Source organism: Arthrobacter sp. U41 (assembly GCF_007679325.1).
Classification (GTDB): Bacteria; Actinomycetota; Actinomycetes; order Actinomycetales; family Micrococcaceae; genus Arthrobacter.
Map to the genome: position 1 here is coordinate 523,338 of NZ_VEGI01000002.1, position 16,958 is coordinate 540,295.

Sequence of the window (16,958 nt, forward strand, 5' to 3'; positions counted from 1 at the left end):
ATCGGGCCTGTCGGAGCCGGCAGCATCGTCCGCAGGACGAATGCTGTCCGGCGCAGGGGCGGGGGCGGCATCGCCGTCGTCGTCGGACGCAACCACGGACGGAGAAGCCAAGTGAGCATCGCGACAATGCTCCCGCTGGGCGAGCTCACCAACCCCGGCCAGATGCGCCTCGCCCTCGTGCAGGTAGTCAACTGGGGCACTTTCCACGGCGCCCACACCATGCACGTGGACCGCAACGGCACCCTGCTCACGGGCAATTCCGGCGTCGGCAAGTCCACGCTGTTCGACGCGATGCTCCGGGTCTTCGATGCCCGGCCCCGGTCCAACGAGGCCGCGGCCCAGCGCGCGGGCGGCGCGGTGGAGGACAAACGCACCACGTTTACGTACATGCGCGGCAAAGTGGGGGATAAGGCGGTGGGCGAGGGCTCGGCCAGCGCGTTCCAACGCCCCGGTGCCACCTGGTCCGCCGTCGCCCTGACCTTCGACAACGCCGCGGGCACCCGGGTGACGGCCTCGGCGCTGTTCGACCTGCCCAAGAACGGGACCGAGTCCAGTGTGGGCCGGTACTACCTGATCGACAACAAGCCGCTGGACCTCACGGCACTTGAGGGCATCGCGGAGAAGCGCTTCACCAAATCGGCGCTGGACGCGGTCTTCCCGGACGCCCAGATCTTCGACGTCCACAAGGCCTTCGCGGAGCGTTTCCGGCGCCTGCTCGGCATCAATTCGGACCAGGCCCTGCCGCTGCTGCGCGTCATCCAGGCCGGCAAGGGCCTGGGCGGCAGCGTGAACAACTTCTTCCGCGACCAGGTCCTGGACGCGCCCGCCACCCTCACCGCGGCGGACGACGTCGTCGAGGAATTCAGCAACCTGATGTCCATCCGGCAGCGCCTCGAGGACGTCCGGCAGCAGCGCGACCAGCTGGCACCGGTCCCCGGGCTGAACAGGGACTACGCCCAGTCCCTGCTCGATGCGAACCGGCTCCGGGAGCTCGCCGGCGAGGAATTCGAAGCGTACAAGCAGCAGCTGGCCGTGACCGTCCATGAGAAGACGCTGGCCCGGTTCAAGGAGCTGGCCCAGGCGAAGGCCAGGGAACTCGGCGCCGAGCGGGGCATCCGGGATGGACTGGCCAAGGAGCTGCGCCAGCTCGAGGCTGACTACAACAACCAGGGCGGCAACGCGATCTCCGCGATCGAGCAGTCGCTCGAAAACGCCCGGGTGGGGCTCAAACTCCGCCAGCAGGTGGAGGAATCGGCACGCAAGGCGCTCTCCGACGCCGGCCTGGAACTTCAGTGGACCTCGGCGGGCTGGGAACAGGCACACGAACACGCGGCCGCCCGCTCGGCCGAACTGAAGGACGACTCGGAGGCCCTCAAAGAGCTGCGGTTCGAGGCCTTCGATTCTCACGCGACCCGGAAACGCGAGCTCGCCGCGGCCCAGCAGGAGCTGGTTTCGCTCAAGACACGCAAGTCCCTGCTGCCGCCGTCGAGCATTGAAAACCGCAGCGCCATCGCGGCGGCCACCGGCGTCCCCGAGGAGCAGATGCCGTTCGGCGGCGAGCTGATCGACCTCGCCGACGGCCAGGAGCAGTGGCGCCCGGCCGCGGAGCGCGCGCTGCGCAGCCTCGCCACCACCATGCTGGTCCCGGGCGAGCACTTCGCCGCCGTCACCCGCTACCTCAATGACCACTCCGTCCGCGGCGCCCTGCGCGCCGTGGATGTCTCCAAGCCCCTGGCCGGCGGGGCGCTGGCCGTGGAGGACGCGGCCGACGGCGATCTGCTCACCAAACTGGACATCCTCACCCTGGGCCCCAACGCCGCGGCAGGGGAGTGGGTCCGGGAACGGATCGCCCTCGACTTCGCGTACCCGTGCGTTGAAGACCCGGACCAGCTGGCGGGGCTGGACAAGGGTCTGAGCCTGGGCGGTGTGGTGAAGCGGAACCGCCACACCGTGGAAAAGGACGACCGCTTCACCGGCCGGCAGGACTATGTCCTCGGCTTCGACAACGCCGCCAAGCTCGAACTCGTGGCGGCCCAGGTGGAGGACCTGCAGCAGGAACTGGCCAAGGCGGCCGAACTCGCGCAGAACCGGGAGGAATCGCACCAGGGGATGACCCGGCAGCTGGAGGCCCTGCGGCGCGTGGCCGAGGACCACCGGCCCTGGGAACAGGTCTCGGCCGTTGTGGCCGCAGACGAACTCGCCCGGATCGAGCAGCGGCTCAAGGACGCCCTTGCCGCGCAGGCAGACCTCGAACCGCTACGCGCCAACATCGAGACGGCCCGGCTCAAGCATCAGTCCAGCACCGAGGCCGCGGCCGTGCTGCAGAGCGAATACAAGGCCGTCGACGCCCAGCTGTCCACGGCCGATTCGCTGCTGGACGCCGCGCGGGCGCGCTTGGAACAGTCGCCGCCGTCGGAGGCAACCGTCACGGCCCTGGAGCCTTATCTTGCCGCCTTCGGCGGCGTCAGCGACATCACGGAGATGCACGAGCTGGACAACCTCGCCAACCAGGTCCGCACCCGGCTCCTCGCCGAGCTGCATACGGCCGAATCACGCGGGCAGGCCACTTCGGAGCGGCTCACCCGCATCTTCGAGGGCTTCGTGCGCGAGTGTGGGACATCGATTTCCGCGGACCACGGCACCGCGATCGGCGCCGCCGGGGAGTTCGAAGCCCGGTACCACGCCATTGTCAGCGACGGGCTGCCCGCGCAGGAGGCCGAATTCCGGCAGTTCTTCAATCAGCGCACCCACGAATCCTTCAGCACCCTGCTGCACCTGCTCGACGAGGAACGCCGGTCCATCACCAGCCGCATCCTGCCCCTGAACGGAATCCTGTCCGAGGTGAACTTCCATGAAGGCAGCTTCCTGGAACTCGACATCAAGCAGACGCTGCCGGCCAGCGCGAAGCAGTTCAAGGACGCCATCCAGAACGCGCTGAAGGTCCGGCACACCCGGCCGGGGAAGGCGGTCGCCGCAACGGCCGCCGCAGCCGGCGCGGAGACGGACGACGACGCCGAGCTCACCAACCGCTACAAGTCGCTCGAAACGCTGGTGAAGCGGCTGGGCTCGCAGACCCCGGAGGACCGGCGCTGGCGCGCCGAGGTGCTGGACGTCCGCGGACACGTCTTCATCCAGTGCAAGGAACACCGTGAAGTCGCGGGTTCCGGTTCCAAGGCCGCATCGAAGGGCGGCGGTAAGTCCCGTGCAGCCAAGACCGAGGTCTTTATGCATGCGGACACCGGCTCGATGTCGGGCGGCGAGCGGCAGCGCTTCACCGCCTTCATCATGGCCGCGGCGCTGAGCTACCAGCTGGGCATCGCCGAGCAGGGCTTCACCACCTACGGCACGGTCATGATGGACGAGGCCTTTGTCCTGGCCTCGGAGGAATTCGCCGGCGCCGGCATCAAAGCCCTGCATGAGTTCGGCTTCCAGTTGCTCCTGGCCGCGCCGGAAAACGTCATCGACCTGTCCCGGCACCTTGGCTCCGTCACCGAGATCCTGCGGGACAAACGCACCAACCGCTCGGGCGTCCTGACGGCCCCGGTGATCGCGCCGGGGCCCGCCTCGGCCGGCAGCTGGCGCTCCGAGGCGAACCCGGTGGACATCGTCCTGCGCTAACCGGGCGTTACGAAGCCGAAATATAACAAATCGGTGGATTCAAAGTAGGGGCTCTGGCGGGGATCTTGGCGTCGGTGCCAGTCTTTAGAGCATCATCCCTTCGCCCGCGTTCCACCAGGGCCGTAGCGGAAACACGCAAGCCGTAACGGACCAGGCCGTACCTCCCTGCGGAGCTCAAGGGCGTTCTCGTGGAAGGCATAACTATGCGCCCTGCACATCGCACACCCATCGTGGCAGCCCTCACGGCCGCAGCCGCCCTCGCCGTGGGAAGCTGCGGGACGGCGGCCTCCGGCGGCACGGCGGCCTCCGGCGGCACGCCGCCGTCTGCCGTCCCGGCTCCGTCGGGTTCGACGAACGCCACTCCCGTGCCGGGGGCACCCGGTCCGTCATCGTCGGAGGGCGCTGTCCCGTCGTCGTCCGCCCCCGCCCCTGCCGGGAAGGAGTCTTTTACGTTCCCGGATGGCCGCCTGTCCTTCGAGTATCCTGCGGGCTGGCGGGTGGAACTCTTCACGGGCGAGCAGAAGCCTGCGACGTCGGCAACAGCAACGGTCTTTGACGACAGCGGCACTGTGCAAGCCACGATCTACTCCGGCAAGTTTGCGGACGGAGTGAGCTTCCCGGTTGCCCGGACGGTGTTCGAGTCCGCGCCGGTACCAGGCCTCGGGCAGGCGTCGGCTCCGGCCGGCCACTATTCCTTCTACGTGGACCGCATGGCTGACAAGCCGACGTACCGCATGCACCTCACTGCGGGAGTGCCGCAGCAGGGGGACGGATCCGCGCTGGACGGGATCATTCGCGTGGGCGAGGGCGTCCTGGTGGCCGAGGTGAAATTCATCGACAATCCCTTCGAGAGTGACGCAGCGGCCAAGTCCTGGCTTGCGGGCGCTGAAGGGCAATCACTTAAAGCACTGCTGTTGAGCATCGCCTACCGCTGACCGCGGGCGGGCGGCTTTCCGGCCCGGCGGCTTCCGCGCCCGAGGCAACGCGGGGTCATTCCGTGCCCATCATCCCCGCGGGGGCGGGCCGTAGGTGACTAGGCGTTGCTTTTAAGGTCACAAGGACACAGCAACCGGCAATTACGTTACGAAAGGTTTGCTTAATTACCCCAAGGATAGGCTAGCCTTACTTACGTTCGCATCATTGACCTAAGGAATCCCATGCCTCTCCCGACCCTGAGCCGCGCTCTGCCCCGACGCCGCTTCCTTCGCGCCACCGGACAGGCAACCGCCGTCCTGGCCGCCGTCGCCCTCTCGCTGGCCGCCTGCTCCACCGGTCCGGCCAGCTCCACCGCGGCAGAGTCCCCCAGCCAGTCGGCCAGCTCCGCGTTCCCGGTCACCCTCAAGCACGCGTTTGGCGAGACAACCATCAAGGAACAGCCGCAGCGGGTGGTCACCGTTTCCTGGGTCAATGACGATGTGGCGATTGCCCTGGGTGTGGTTCCGGTAGGTGTCCCGAAGAACGAATGGGGCGGCAACGACAAGGGATCCACCCCGTGGAAGGACGCAGCCCTGGAGAAGCTCGGTGCCGGCTTCGGTTCCGACAAGGCCCCGGCCCAGTTCTCCGAGGCCGACGGTGTCAACTTCACCGAAATCGCCAAGCTCAACCCGGACGTCATCCTGGGCGCCTACTCCGGCCTCACGGCGGAGGACTACAAGAAGCTCAGCGAAATCGCCCCCGTGGTGGCCCACCCCGAGGTGGCCTACGGGACGTCCTGGCAGGACTCCACCACCATCATCGGCAAGGCCCTCGGCAAGGAAACCGAAGCCGCCAAACTGGTCGCCGACACCGAGGCCACCATCCAGGACAAGGCCTCCAAGTACCCGCAGCTGGCCGGCAAGACCTTCATCTACGGCAACCTGGACCCCGCGGCCACCGAGAAAATCGGCCTCTACACCGCCAATGACAACCGTCCCCGGTTCCTCAACTCCATCGGCATGAAGCAGGCCTCCGTCGTGGACGAAAACTCCAAGGGATCCAAGGAGTTTTACATCCCCTGGTCCGCCGAAAAGGCCAACGAGCTCGAATCGGACATCTTCGTGACCTGGGTCGCCGACGACGCCGCAGCCAAGGCCGTCCAGGCCGACCCGCTCATGGCGCAGATCCCGGCCGTCAAGACCGGCACACTCGTGACGGACTCGGACAACACCCTCACGCTGTCCATCTCCGCGTCCTCACCGCTGAGCCTGCCGTGGTCCCTGGACACCTTCCTGCCGCAGCTCGCCGGGGCAGCCGACAGAGTAGCAAAGTAGCCACCACCCCATGAGCCCACTTACGACGACGGCGGCCCCCGCAGCCGCCAGACCTGCACCGGAGACCCACATCGCGGGTGTCTTCCCCGCCCGGGGTCCCCGTGCCGTCTGGCTGCTGGGCGCCGTCGTCGTACTTGCGCTCGTGACCGCGGCGTCGCTCGCCATCGGGGCCCGGGGACTGTCCCTGGAAACCGTCTGGCAGGCGCTGACGCAGTTCGATCCCGCCAACGGTGACCACGCCGTGGTCCACGCCCGCATCCCGCGTACCGTCCTGGGCCTGCTCGCCGGCGGCGCCCTGGGGCTCGCCGGCGCGGCCATGCAGGGCGTAGCCCGCAATCCCCTCGCCGACCCGGGCATCATCGGCATCAACGCCGGTGCCGCGCTGGCAGTCGTCACCGGAATCTACGTCTTCGGTGTGGCCTCGCTGAGCGGCTACATCTGGTTCGCGTTCCTCGGCGCCGCGGCCGCCGCCGTGCTGGTCTACCTGGTTGCGTCGCTCGGCAGGGACGGTGCGACGCCGGTGAAGCTCGCCCTCGCGGGCGCGGCCCTCAGCGCGGGGCTCTTTTCCCTCATGAACGTCATTCTGGTGTCCAGCCGGGACACCCTGGACCGCTTCCGGTTCTGGCAGGTCGGCGGCATCGCCGGCCGCGATTGGTCCGTGATCCTCCCGGCCCTGCCGTTCCTCCTGCTGGGAGCCGCGATTGTGCTCGCCACGGGCCGGATCCTCAACAACCTCGCCCTCGGCGACGACATTGCGCGGGGGCTGGGCCAGCGGGTGGGCCTGGTCCGCGGCGGTACTGCCCTCGGCATCGTCCTGCTTTGCGGATCAGCCACGGCCCTCGCCGGCCCGATCGGCTTTGTGGGCCTCATCATTCCGCACGCCGTCCGCTTCCTCACCGGCCCCGACTACCGCTGGATCCTGCCCTTCTCGCTGATCCTCGCGCCGGTCCTGCTGCTGGCCGCCGACGTGGCCGGCCGCGTCATCCTGCTCCCGGGCGAAGTTCCCGCCGGGATCATGACCGCGCTCATCGGCGCCCCGGTGTTCGTCTGGCTGGTCCGGCGCGGCAAGGGGGCCGGGCTATGACACTCGCCGACACCAAAACCCCCGTTGACCTATCACTTACCGTGGCCAAAACCGCGGCTGAGCGACCAAAACTGATAGGGCAACACTGGCGGACGGGCGCGCTGGCGCTTGCCGTCGTGGCGCTCTTCGCCGCCAGTGTGCTCCTGGGCAGCTACACCGTCACCATCCCCGACTTCTTCCGGATCCTGGGCGCCCACCTCACCGGCGGCGAGAAGATCCCCGGCGCCAGCTTCATCGTGATGGAGCACAAGCTGCCGCGCGCCGTCGTGGGAACGCTGATCGGCGCCGCGTTCGGGCTGTCCGGCGCGCTGTTCCAGACCATGCTCCGCAACCCCCTCGCCAGCCCGGACGTGATCGGCATCAGCTACGGGGCCAGCGCGGCGGCGGTGACGGCGATCGTCGTCTTCGGCGCCACCGGTGCCGCGGTCTCGGGCGCCGCCTTCGCGGGCGCGCTGGGCGTGGCCACCCTCATCTACGCCATCTCCCGCAGCGGATCCCTCGGGTCCGGCGGACAACGGGGCGATGCCGCCGGCAGCCGGCTGATCCTGGCCGGCGTGGGCATCGCCGCGGCCCTCCATGCCGTGGTCAGCTTCCTGCTGACCAGAACGGATATCCGCACCGCCGCCGACGTCCTGGTCTGGCTCAACGGCTCGCTCAACTCCGCGAACTGGGACCGGGCCGGGGTTCTGGGCCTCGCACTGCTGGTGCTGATCCCCGCCGTCGCGCTTCTCGCCGGACCGCTGCGCATCCTCGAACTGGGCGACGACACCGCCGCGGGCCTTGGCGTCAGGGTGGGGGCGGCCCGGCTGGCGATCGTCATCACCGCCGTCGGCCTCGCGGCGGCGGCGACGGCGGCAGCCGGGCCCGTGGCATTCGTCGCCTTCCTCGCCGGGCCGATCGCGCGCCGCTTCGTCGGCAAGGCCAGCCTGCCGGCGTCGGCCCTGACGGGCGTGCTGATCGTCCTGGGCGCCGACTACGTCGCGGCCAATATCGCACCGCTGGTGCTGGACGGAACGGTGCTTCCAGTCGGAGTCATCACGGGCGCCCTCGGTGCGCCGTTCCTGCTTTGGCTGCTCGTCACTTCCAATCGAAAGGACGCCTGAGATGGCAACCCTTCAGACCTCCGGCCTGAAGCTGAAATACGATCAGCGGGTGGTGATCGAGGACCTCAGCGCGGACATCCCCGAGGGCAAGGTGACCATGATTGTCGGCGCCAACGCCTGCGGCAAATCCACCCTGCTCCGGGGCCTGGCCCGGCTGCTCAAGCCCGCGGCCGGCATCGTCACCCTGGACGGGAGGGACATCCACAGCCGTCCGGCCCGCGAGGTGGCCCGCACCCTGGGACTGCTCCCGCAACATCCCACGGCGCCGGACGGCATCACCGTCCGGGACCTCGTGGGCCGCGGCCGCTACCCGCACCAGGGATTCTTCCGGTCCCGGCCGGCCGGCGGCTCGAAGGAGGACGAGCGTGCCGTGCAGCAGGCCATGGCCGCCACCGACACGCTGGAACTCGCCGGGCGGAACGTGGACGAACTCTCCGGCGGGCAGCGGCAGCGGGTGTGGATCGCGATGGCTTTGGCCCAGGAAACCGGCGTGCTGTTGCTGGATGAACCCACCACGTACCTGGACCTCACCCATCAGGTGGAAGTCCTGGACCTCATCACGGACCTCAACCGGCAGCGCGGCACCACCGTGGCGATCGTGCTGCACGACCTCAACCTCGCCGCGAGGTACGCGGACCACATCATCGCCATGAAGGGCGGACACATCGTGGCCGAGGGAAGCTCCCGGACCGTGGTCACCGAGGAACTGGTCCGCGACGTGTTCGGCCTGGAGTCCCGGGTGCTCCCCGACCCGGTGTCCGGCGCACCCCTGATCATCCCGCTGGGCCGCCACCACGCCGAATCCCCACAAACCACAACCCTGGAGCTGGTCCCATGATTGCCAAAGAACCCATCACGGAACGCGCCCCGGCGGCTCTCCGGACCCCGCTCGCCACCGAGCCCATGACCCTGGCGTTCGAAGTCCAGGTCACGGCCGTGCAGCAGCTCGGCCCCAACTTCCGGCGCGTCACGCTGGGCGGCTATTCGCTGCGGAACTTCGGCGTCCACGGCAACACCCTGGACCTGCGCATCAAACTTATGATCCCCTCGCTGGCCCCGGACGGCACCGCGCTGCCGTTGCCGGAGTTCCGGATGGAGGAGACCGGCTGGTACCGCGAGTGGCTCGCCATGGATCCGCAGACCCGCGGCTCCATGCGCACCTACACCGTGCGCCAGGAACGCCTCGACGCCGTCTACCCGGAACTCGACGTCGACTTCGTTTTGCACTTTGACGACGCCGGTCACGGCGGGCCGGCAGCCAACTGGGCCCTCAACGCCAAACCGGGGGACACCCTGACCCTGATCGGACCCAATAACCGGGCCGCGCATTGCGTCACGGCCGGAACCTACTCCGGGATCGAATGGCGTCCAGGGCTCGCCCAGCGGGTCCTGCTGGCCGGAGATGAGACGGCCGTCCCCGCCATCAGCGCCATTCTCGAGAGCCTGCCGTCGTACGTCAGCGGCCACGCCATCCTGGAGGTCCCGGAAGCCGGAGACTTCCAGAGCATCACAACGGCCGCCGACGTCGAGATCACCTGGCTGGCGCGCGGCGCGGCGATCGGCCGGTCGCGTCCGCACGGCGAACTGCTGCAGGAGGCGGTCCGCGCCGCCGTCACGCTCCCCGGCTGGGTGGGGCTCCGCGCCGCCCCTGAGCCGGCAGCCGGCCCCGAACCCGAGGACGTCAACGTGGACCAAGACATCCTGTGGGAGACCCCCGCCCGGATGGATGCAGCGGCCATCAGTGCCAGCAGGAATCCGGACAAGCCTGCCGGGGCCATGCCGTTCTACGCCTGGATCGCCGGCGAGGCGGGGGTCGTCAAGGAGATGCGCCGGTACCTTGTGCGGGACGTGGGGATCGACCGGAAGCAGGTGGCGTTCATGGGGTACTGGCGGCAGGGGAAAGCCGAGCTGTAGGCGACGCTCCCGTTGTTCCTGCCGGGCTTGCGGCCGCAGCCGCTGCTTTGCCGTCGCTTAGACACCTCCCTCCGCCTCCTTCGGCCGCTGGCGGCCTCTTTCGGCTCTGGTCGGCGATGCGCTCCTTTGCAGAGCACCGGCAGCGGCCTTGCGGTCTTCTCGCCTTTGGTGCGATGCCAGCACCTGCACCTGCACCGGCAGCGGCCTTGTGGTCTTCTCGCCTTTGGTGCGCTGGCGGGCCCTTATGTCGGCGTCGGCCTGTCTTCTGCTCACCTGACGTGCCCCGCTTGTTAACCCCGACGTCGTCCGGGCTGGCTAGCGTGGGCGGCATGGCTGAGGACCTTCTTGCCCCGGGCGCTCATGGGCGGCGCATTTACGTGGCCTTGGGGGATTCCTTCACTGAAGGGGTGGGGGACTACAGCGCCCGGCTGCCCAACGGGGTGCGCGGCTGGGCGGACCGGGTGGCGGAGCAGCTGGCCAAAGCGGACCCGGGGTGGGAATACGCCAACCTCGCCATCCGGAGCAAGAGGCTGCGGCACATCATCGCCGAACAGCTGGAACCCGCGCTGGCCATGGAGCCAACCCTGGTCACCCTGTACGCGGGCGGGAACGACATCCTGGATATCGGGACCGACATCCACGCGTTGATGAAGGACTACGAGTTCCTTGTGGCCCGGCTGGCCGCCACCGGGGCCACCTTGGTGCTCTTCACCGGTTTCGACGTCCGGGTCTCGGCACTGCTGGAACCGCTCAAGAGGCGGAACGCCTATTACAACCAGCGGGTGCGCGAGGTGGCGGCGAGGTACGAGGCTGTGCTGGTGGACTACTGGTGCTTCGACGCGTTCTACGATCCGCGGATGTGGGATTCGGACCGTCTGCACATGTCCAAGGCGGGGCACAAGTATCTCGCCGGTCAGGTCCTGGACCAGCTGGGGGTGCCGCACAAGATCAAACCGAAGGAGTGGGATCCGCCGTCGAAGAGCGGACTCAGGGACTGGGAACGCCGGCAGCGCCGCTGGGTCCACGACTGGGTCCTGCCGCTCTTCGGGCGCAAGCTTCGCGGCGTCACGCTGGGAGACGAGCTCAGTCCGCGCTGGCCGGAGCCGGTGAGGGTCCCGCCGAAGGCCGGACTGAAGAAGCTGGCCGCCAAGATCCCTTAAGGCTGAACGTCCGGAAAGGCCTGCAGGCTCAGCTGTCCAGCAGGTTTTCGTAACCCGGGGCCACCCGGCTCGCGTGGAACTCCTCGACGTCGAATTCGGCCACACCGTTGATATAGAACGGATCCTTGGCCAAGGAGGCATCCAAGGCCTCGCGGTCCGCGGTGGAGAGCAGCAGAGCCCCGGTACGCGGGATTTTCCGCCCCGCGACCAAGAAGATCCCCTGGTCGAAGTCCTGCAGCCACGTGACGTGGGCCGGGAGGTGGAAGTCAACGATCTCTTCGGGGACCTTGTAGGTCAGGGAGACTACATACATAGGGCCAGCCTAGCGCCTGGGCGCACCACCGCGGCGGGCAATCTCCCCGTCACGGATTCCCGTGAAGTTGAACCGTCAAGCTTCAATGCTCCTAGACTGTATCCATGACTGAACCGCGCTGGCTGAACGCCGACGAACGCCGGGCCTGGCTGGCCCAGGTGAGCATCAACACCCTCCTGCCGGCGGCCCTGGACACGCAACTTCACCACGCGCGCAAGCTCTCCCTTTTCGACTACCACGTCCTAGCGATGCTCTCCGAGGCAGACGGCCGCTTCCTGCCGATGAGTGAACTGGCCGCGCGCACCAGCGCCTCCCTGTCCCGGCTCTCCCACGTGGTCACCAAGCTCCAGACCCGCGGCTGGGTGGAGCGCCGCCCGCACCCGGGGGATGCCAGGGTGACGACGGCGCACCTCACCGACGCCGGGATGGAAACCATCGTGGAGCTCGCCCCCGCCCACGTTGAGGCGGTCCGGTCGCTATTCCTCGACGCCCTGAGCGAGGAGGACGTTGCCGACCTCGCCCGGATCGGCGAGAAGATCGTGGGCCGCCTGGATAAGGACCACTGGATCCTGCGGGACGGCAAGCCGGCCTAGGGGCCGCCGCAGCGGCCGCCCTGCAACGTCGTCGCTTAGTGTTGGCCTTATGGAATCGCCGATCTACAGCTACCTGCGCCGGGTCCACGCCGAAATCGCCCAGCTCAAGGACGGTTCGCCGTACAACACCATTCCGGCCATGGCCAATGTGGACCCGAACAACTTCGGCATCGCCCTGGCCACCGTGGACGGCAAGGTGTACGAGATCGGGGACACCCGCGAGGAATTCACCATCCAGTCCATCTCCAAGCCCTTCACCTACGGGCTGGCCCTTGAGGACCTCGGCAGCGAGGCCGTGGACGCCAAAGTGGACGTGGAACCGTCGGGGGATTCCTTCAACGAGATCTCCCTGGCCGAAGGAACCGGCCGGCCCGCCAATGCGATGATCAACGCCGGCGCCCTCACGGCCACCTCATTGATCTCGGGGTCCGGCGGACAGTCCGGTTTCAAACGGATCCTCAGTACATACTCCGCCTTCGCCGGCCGGCAGCTCTCGGTCAGCGAGAAGGTCTTCGAATCCGAGCTCAAACACGGTCACCGCAACACGGCGCTCGCGTACCTGCTGCGCTCGTTCAACATCATTGAGGATGACCCGACGCCGGTCCTGGAGGATTATTTCCGCCAGTGCTCCGTCCTGGTGAACTGCTTCGACCTTTCGATCATGGCCGCGACCCTCGCCAACGGCGGCCGGAATCCGCTCAGCGGCAAACAGGTACTGGGGATCGGCCCGGTGGAACGGGTCCTGTCGGTCATGATGACCTCCGGCATGTACGACGACGCCGGGGCTTGGATCAGCAGCGTGGGCATGCCGGGAAAGAGCGGGGTGGCCGGCGGGATCATCGCCGTGCTGCCCGGCCAGGTGGGCCTCGCGGTCTATTCGCCGCCGCTGGATGAGCACGGCAGCAGCGTCCGCGGCCTCGCTACCGCCCAGCGCCTCTCCCAGGACATGGAACTGCACTTCGTCCGCGCTGCCCGGACCGGCCGGTCCGCAATCCTTGCCGCGTATGACGTCACCGAGACGCCATCGGGCATCCGCCGCAATGACGAGGCCGCCGACGTGCTCCGCTCGAATGGCCACCGCGCCCGAGTGATCGAGCTCAACGGAGACCTTCTTTTCGCCGGAACGGAGTCCATGGTCCGGGAACTCAGCAGCCTTGAAGACGACGTCGAGCTGGTGGTCCTGGACCTGCGCCGCACCGACCAGGTCAGCGAGGTGGCCCTGCGCATGCTGGAAGCGTCACGGGAGGGGCTCGCCGGCGCCGGCCGGGAGCTCGTGCTGATCGAGGCGGACGGGTCCGTGTCGGATGCCCTCGGGAAATCCGAGCAGCCGGTAGCGTCCTTCGCGAGCCGGAACGCCGCCGTCGAATACTGCGAGAACCGCCTGCTGGAACGCTACGGCAACCGGCTGCTGCTGCCGGACCACGTGCCGGTCACGGCGTCGCCGGCCCTGGCGCCGCTGGATGAAGCGGACGCCGCGGCACTGGAAGCCCTGATGACCCCAAAATCGTTCGACGACGGCGACGTCATCCGCCGTGTCGGGCTGCGGTTCGGCGGGGTGTACTTCATCACCTCCGGTCAGGTCAGCAGCACCTCCCCGGGACCCAGCGCAGAACGCGTCCAGCTCAATACCCTGAGCGCCGGCATGACGTTCGGCGAGCTGGCGCTGGGAAGCGGCAGCCGGCAGGAGACCACGGTCCGGGCCATGGGACCGGTGGAACTTATGGTGCTCAGCACGGAGGCCATCTCCGAGCTGGAAAGCGCCAACCCGCGCCTGGCCATCGCCCTATGGAAGGCCCTGACCCGGGACGCCTACACCAGGGTGGAGCAGTACCTGCGCGAATCGGCGGTCCGGATCCGCGAGTAGCGGCCGCCGGCCACGTTTGCGCCCCACTTTGTTTGCTTGGGGCAACGGCTGGCAGACTGGAGCCATGGATTTCACGTCCCGCTATGTAGCCCTTGGCGATTCCTTTACGGAAGGCGTCGGCGACGACGACCCCAGCCGCCCCAACGGCGTCCGGGGCTGGGCGGACCGGGTGGCCGAGCAGCTCGGCGCCGCCGATCCGGGCTTCGGGTATGCGAACCTCGCCATCCGCGGCCGGAAGATCCGCCAGATCATGGCCGAACAGGTCGATGCCGCCGTCGCCCTCAAACCCACCCTGGTGAGCATTTACGCCGGAGCCAACGACATCCTCCGGCCCAAGGTGGATATCGACGACCTGCTGGTGGACTACGACGCCGGCATCCGCAAGCTCAAAGCCACCGGCGCGACCATTGTGATGTTCACCGGCTTTGATTCCCGTGGCTCGAAGATCTTCGGCACGACGCGCGGCCGGACCGCCATCTACAACGAACTGGTCCGGGGCATCGCCGGGGATCACGGCGCCCTCTTGGTGGATTACTGGCGCTTCAGCGAGTACTACGACTGGGGAATGTGGGCCACCGACCGGATGCACATGTCCGCCGCCGGCCACGCGAACATGGCCAAGCGCGTCCTCACCGTCCTGGAACACGACCACTCGATCGACGTTCCGCCCATGACCCCGGTTCCGGAACTCAGCCGGGCCGAAGCCCTGCGCGCCAACGCCCGCTGGGTCCGCGAATTCGCCGGACCGTGGGTGGTCCGCCGGGTCACGGGCAAGTCCTCAGGCGACGGACTGACACCGCGCTACCCCCGGCTCACGCACCTCTAGGCCCGGAACCCCGGTGTCGCGAGCAGCTCCCCGCTGCCGAGGACGGCAAGCACCTCGACGTCCCAGCCGTCCGTAGCCCAATTCAGCATCGGCCCTCCGCCGGCCACGATGGCCGTTGCCAGAACGTCCGCGGTGACAATGTCCGCGGCCGCCTCCGACGCTTGGCGGAATTCGGAGTGCCGGAACTCCGTCCGGCCCACTCCGGCCCGTCACATGTCGTTCCCGGAACCGCTCCACGGGAGCCCGGATTATCGTGGCTGGCACGGCATGCCGGAGTAAGGAGTCCATAGGTCTACGGTCCGCCCACGGCCTATCAATTGGCTGTCAATGCGCTGGGGTACCGATGTGACTTCCGGCCCCACGGGGGCGGCGCCCCTTATACACCGCCGGATACCGGATTGGCCTTTAATTCGTCAAACTCGTAGACTTGGTAGGCGCTAGGTGGCGCGGAGCGTGTGCAATTGCTCCGGTTGGCGGGATCTGTCTGCAAATTGGCAGTTCTGGTGGCCGGTAGTTAGGGGCTCAAGTTGCGTGCACTCCTGTATTCGCCCAGCATCCCGGCACTTCGCAGTGGTTTTCCGAATGGTTCCGCCGCCCGGTCGCCGTGGCCCGCAATCTTCGCCGCAGTTTTGAATGCAGCCGGTTTACGCCGTCTGCCTGATCACCGCGGAACTACGTGTGGGCGCTGGATGCGGACGCCGCCTGTCGCACGGTTACGCGGGAACTCCGCAACCGTTTCATTTATTTTTTGAGGAGAGTCGTCATGGCAGCACACTGCCAGGTGACCGGAGCCGAGCCGGGCTTTGGACACAGCATTTCGCACTCGCACCGACGCAACAAGCGTCGGTTCGACCCGAACATCCAGAAGAAGCGCTACTGGGTTCCGTCCCTGCGCCGTAATGTCACCCTGCAGGTCTCTGCACGTGGCATCAAGACCATCGACGTGCGTGGCATCGACGTAGTCGTAGCCGCCATCCTGGCACGAGGAGTGAAGCTCTAGTGGCTAAGGACAAGGACGTACGTCCGATCATCAAGCTCAAGTCGACCGCGGGCACGGGTTACACCTACGTGACGCGCAAGAACCGTCGTAACGACCCGGACCGTTTGGTTCTGAAGAAGTACGACCCCCGCATCCGCAAGCACGTCGAATTCCGAGAGGAGCGCTAAACACATGGCTAAGAAGTCAATGATCGCTAAGAACGAACAGCGTAAAGTCATCGTCGAGCGTTACGCTGCAAAGCGCCTCGAACTGAAGAAGGCTCTGGTTGACCCCAACTCGACCGACGAAGTTCGCGAAGCCGCTCGCCTCGGCCTGCAGAAGCTGCCCCGCAACGCCTCACCGGTACGTCTGCGTAACCGCGACATCATCGATGGCCGCCCGCGCGGTACCTTCCAGAAGTTCGGCATCTCCCGTGTTCGCTTCCGCGACATGGCTCACCGCGGTGAGCTCCCGGGCATCACGAAGTCTTCCTGGTAATTCAGTACGCCTGAAGCCAGTGGCTTGAAGAAGGGCCGGCACCTAATTTGGTGCCGGCCCTTCTTGTGTTTAAGGCCCGACGTCGGCTGGCGACTGTGTCGCGGGCGGCAGCTGTTCGCGGGCAGGGGTTGGTGACGGACGGCACAAAGTCTGGTTTCGGCGGTTTGGCCCGGGGAGGGTCCCGTGGGGGTGTGGTTTCCGCGTGGGTGCGGGGTTTTTGGGGTGTGGGTGGGGGTGTGGTGGGTGGATTTGTGTGGGGTGCCGGTGGCGTGTATTGTTGTTCGAGTCGCCGCCGCTGATGCGGAAAGATAGCGACCGACCCCCTTCTGAATGGCCTGAAATATGGTGCGCTGTTGAGCGTGCCGAGTAGGGTGGGGATCCTCTTGTGGGGCTTGGGTATGACGGAAACGTTGATTTGCCAAGTGTCACGGGTTCGGGTAAGTTTGAAAAGTTGCTCCGGAGCGATCCGCGGCCCGTATGGGTTGTGGTGGTGCCGGGTGTGTCTGTTGTTTGAGAACTCAATAGTGTGCCAAGTTTGTTGATACCAATTTATTGTATTGAATTGGTTGAATTTGCCGGGCCCGCCACCCCGTGGTGTGGTCTGGTGTTTTTAGCTGGTTTCAAATTTTGTGCACCGTGTGTGTCCCGTTTTCCCGGGAGCGCATGGTGTGTCTGTTTTTCTTCAACGGAGAGTTTGATCCTGGCTCAGGATGAACGCTGGCGGCGTGCTTAACACATGCAAGTCGAACGATGACCC

16 protein-coding genes and 1 rRNA gene are annotated in these 16,958 nt (G+C 67.1%); 15 read left to right on the forward strand and 2 right to left on the reverse strand.

Going from position 1 to position 16,958, the window contains the following annotated elements; genetic code table 11:
• The first annotated feature begins 111 nt into the window (after nucleotides 1–111).
• From FS787_RS11220 to FS787_RS11255, 8 genes are all read left to right on the forward strand, one after another.
• Complete coding sequence (locus FS787_RS11220) at nucleotides 112–3,618, forward strand: ATP-binding protein (RefSeq protein WP_144672476.1); 3,507 nt, start codon at nucleotides 112–114, stop codon at nucleotides 3,616–3,618.
• Nucleotides 3,619–3,821: 203 nt separating this feature from the next.
• Entirely contained in the window at nucleotides 3,822–4,553 is a 732-nt protein-coding gene (locus tag FS787_RS11225) for a hypothetical protein (protein ID WP_260982507.1), read from the forward strand.
• A 222-nt stretch (nucleotides 4,554–4,775) separates the two neighbouring features.
• Nucleotides 4,776–5,867, forward strand: a complete 1,092-nt coding sequence (locus tag FS787_RS11230; protein WP_144672478.1) for an iron-siderophore ABC transporter substrate-binding protein — start codon at nucleotides 4,776–4,778, stop codon at nucleotides 5,865–5,867.
• Nucleotides 5,868–5,877: 10 nt separating this feature from the next.
• Complete coding sequence (locus FS787_RS11235; RefSeq protein ID WP_144672479.1) at nucleotides 5,878–6,951, forward strand: iron ABC transporter permease; 1,074 nt, start codon at nucleotides 5,878–5,880, stop codon at nucleotides 6,949–6,951.
• The gene (locus FS787_RS11240) at nucleotides 6,948–8,054 is read left to right on the forward strand and encodes an iron chelate uptake ABC transporter family permease subunit (protein ID WP_144672480.1); all 1,107 of its coding nucleotides are present in this window, start codon (nucleotides 6,948–6,950) and stop codon (nucleotides 8,052–8,054) included. The genes FS787_RS11235 and FS787_RS11240 overlap by 4 nt, the downstream gene beginning before the upstream one ends.
• A gap of 1 nt (nucleotide 8,055) precedes the next feature.
• Nucleotides 8,056–8,892, forward strand: coding sequence for an ABC transporter ATP-binding protein (locus FS787_RS11245; protein ID WP_144672481.1), 837 nt, complete (start codon nucleotides 8,056–8,058; stop codon nucleotides 8,890–8,892).
• 65 nt (nucleotides 8,893–8,957) lie between these two features.
• Nucleotides 8,958–9,968 carry a siderophore-interacting protein gene (locus tag FS787_RS11250; RefSeq protein ID WP_186329175.1) on the forward strand — a complete coding sequence of 337 codons (1,011 nt, stop codon included), beginning with the start codon at nucleotides 8,958–8,960 and terminating at the stop codon, nucleotides 9,966–9,968.
• 329 nt (nucleotides 9,969–10,297) lie between these two features.
• Nucleotides 10,298–11,128, forward strand: coding sequence for an SGNH/GDSL hydrolase family protein (locus FS787_RS11255; RefSeq protein WP_144672483.1), 831 nt, complete (start codon nucleotides 10,298–10,300; stop codon nucleotides 11,126–11,128).
• Between the two features lie 28 nt (nucleotides 11,129–11,156).
• On the opposite strand, the gene FS787_RS11260 is transcribed toward FS787_RS11255, so the two are convergent.
• Complete coding sequence (locus FS787_RS11260; protein ID WP_144672484.1) at nucleotides 11,157–11,441, reverse strand: YciI family protein; 285 nt, start codon at nucleotides 11,439–11,441, stop codon at nucleotides 11,157–11,159.
• Nucleotides 11,442–11,545: 104 nt separating this feature from the next.
• Here FS787_RS11260 and FS787_RS11265 point away from each other — a divergent pair, with 104 nt between their 5' ends.
• From FS787_RS11265 to FS787_RS11275, 3 genes are all read left to right on the forward strand, one after another.
• Nucleotides 11,546–12,034, forward strand: coding sequence for a MarR family winged helix-turn-helix transcriptional regulator (locus tag FS787_RS11265; protein ID WP_144672485.1), 489 nt, complete (start codon nucleotides 11,546–11,548; stop codon nucleotides 12,032–12,034).
• Between the two features lie 49 nt (nucleotides 12,035–12,083).
• The gene (glsA, locus tag FS787_RS11270; RefSeq protein ID WP_144672486.1) at nucleotides 12,084–13,898 is read left to right on the forward strand and encodes a glutaminase A; all 1,815 of its coding nucleotides are present in this window, start codon (nucleotides 12,084–12,086) and stop codon (nucleotides 13,896–13,898) included.
• A gap of 64 nt (nucleotides 13,899–13,962) precedes the next feature.
• Nucleotides 13,963–14,724, forward strand: coding sequence for an SGNH/GDSL hydrolase family protein (locus FS787_RS11275; RefSeq protein WP_144672487.1), 762 nt, complete (start codon nucleotides 13,963–13,965; stop codon nucleotides 14,722–14,724).
• Here the strand turns inward: FS787_RS11275 and FS787_RS11280 are convergent.
• A complete protein-coding gene (locus FS787_RS11280) occupies nucleotides 14,721–14,924 on the reverse strand; it encodes a hypothetical protein (RefSeq protein WP_313959655.1) in 204 nt (67 codons plus the stop codon). The two genes, FS787_RS11275 and FS787_RS11280, sit on opposite strands and share 4 nt — an antisense overlap.
• A gap of 563 nt (nucleotides 14,925–15,487) precedes the next feature.
• Here FS787_RS11280 and rpmB point away from each other — a divergent pair.
• The 4 genes from rpmB to FS787_RS11300 form a co-directional block, all read left to right on the forward strand.
• A complete protein-coding gene (gene rpmB / locus FS787_RS11285; RefSeq protein ID WP_011693744.1) occupies nucleotides 15,488–15,724 on the forward strand; it encodes a 50S ribosomal protein L28 in 237 nt (78 codons plus the stop codon).
• On the forward strand, nucleotides 15,724–15,891 hold the full coding sequence (rpmG, locus tag FS787_RS11290; RefSeq protein WP_144672488.1) for a 50S ribosomal protein L33: 168 nt from the start codon (nucleotides 15,724–15,726) through the stop codon (nucleotides 15,889–15,891). Before rpmB ends, rpmG begins: the two co-directional genes overlap by 1 nt.
• 4 nt (nucleotides 15,892–15,895) lie before the next feature.
• A complete protein-coding gene (gene rpsN / locus FS787_RS11295; protein WP_026266887.1) occupies nucleotides 15,896–16,201 on the forward strand; it encodes a 30S ribosomal protein S14 in 306 nt (101 codons plus the stop codon).
• Nucleotides 16,202–16,883: 682 nt separating this feature from the next.
• Nucleotides 16,884–16,958, forward strand: a 16S ribosomal RNA gene (locus FS787_RS11300); the annotation flags it as partial.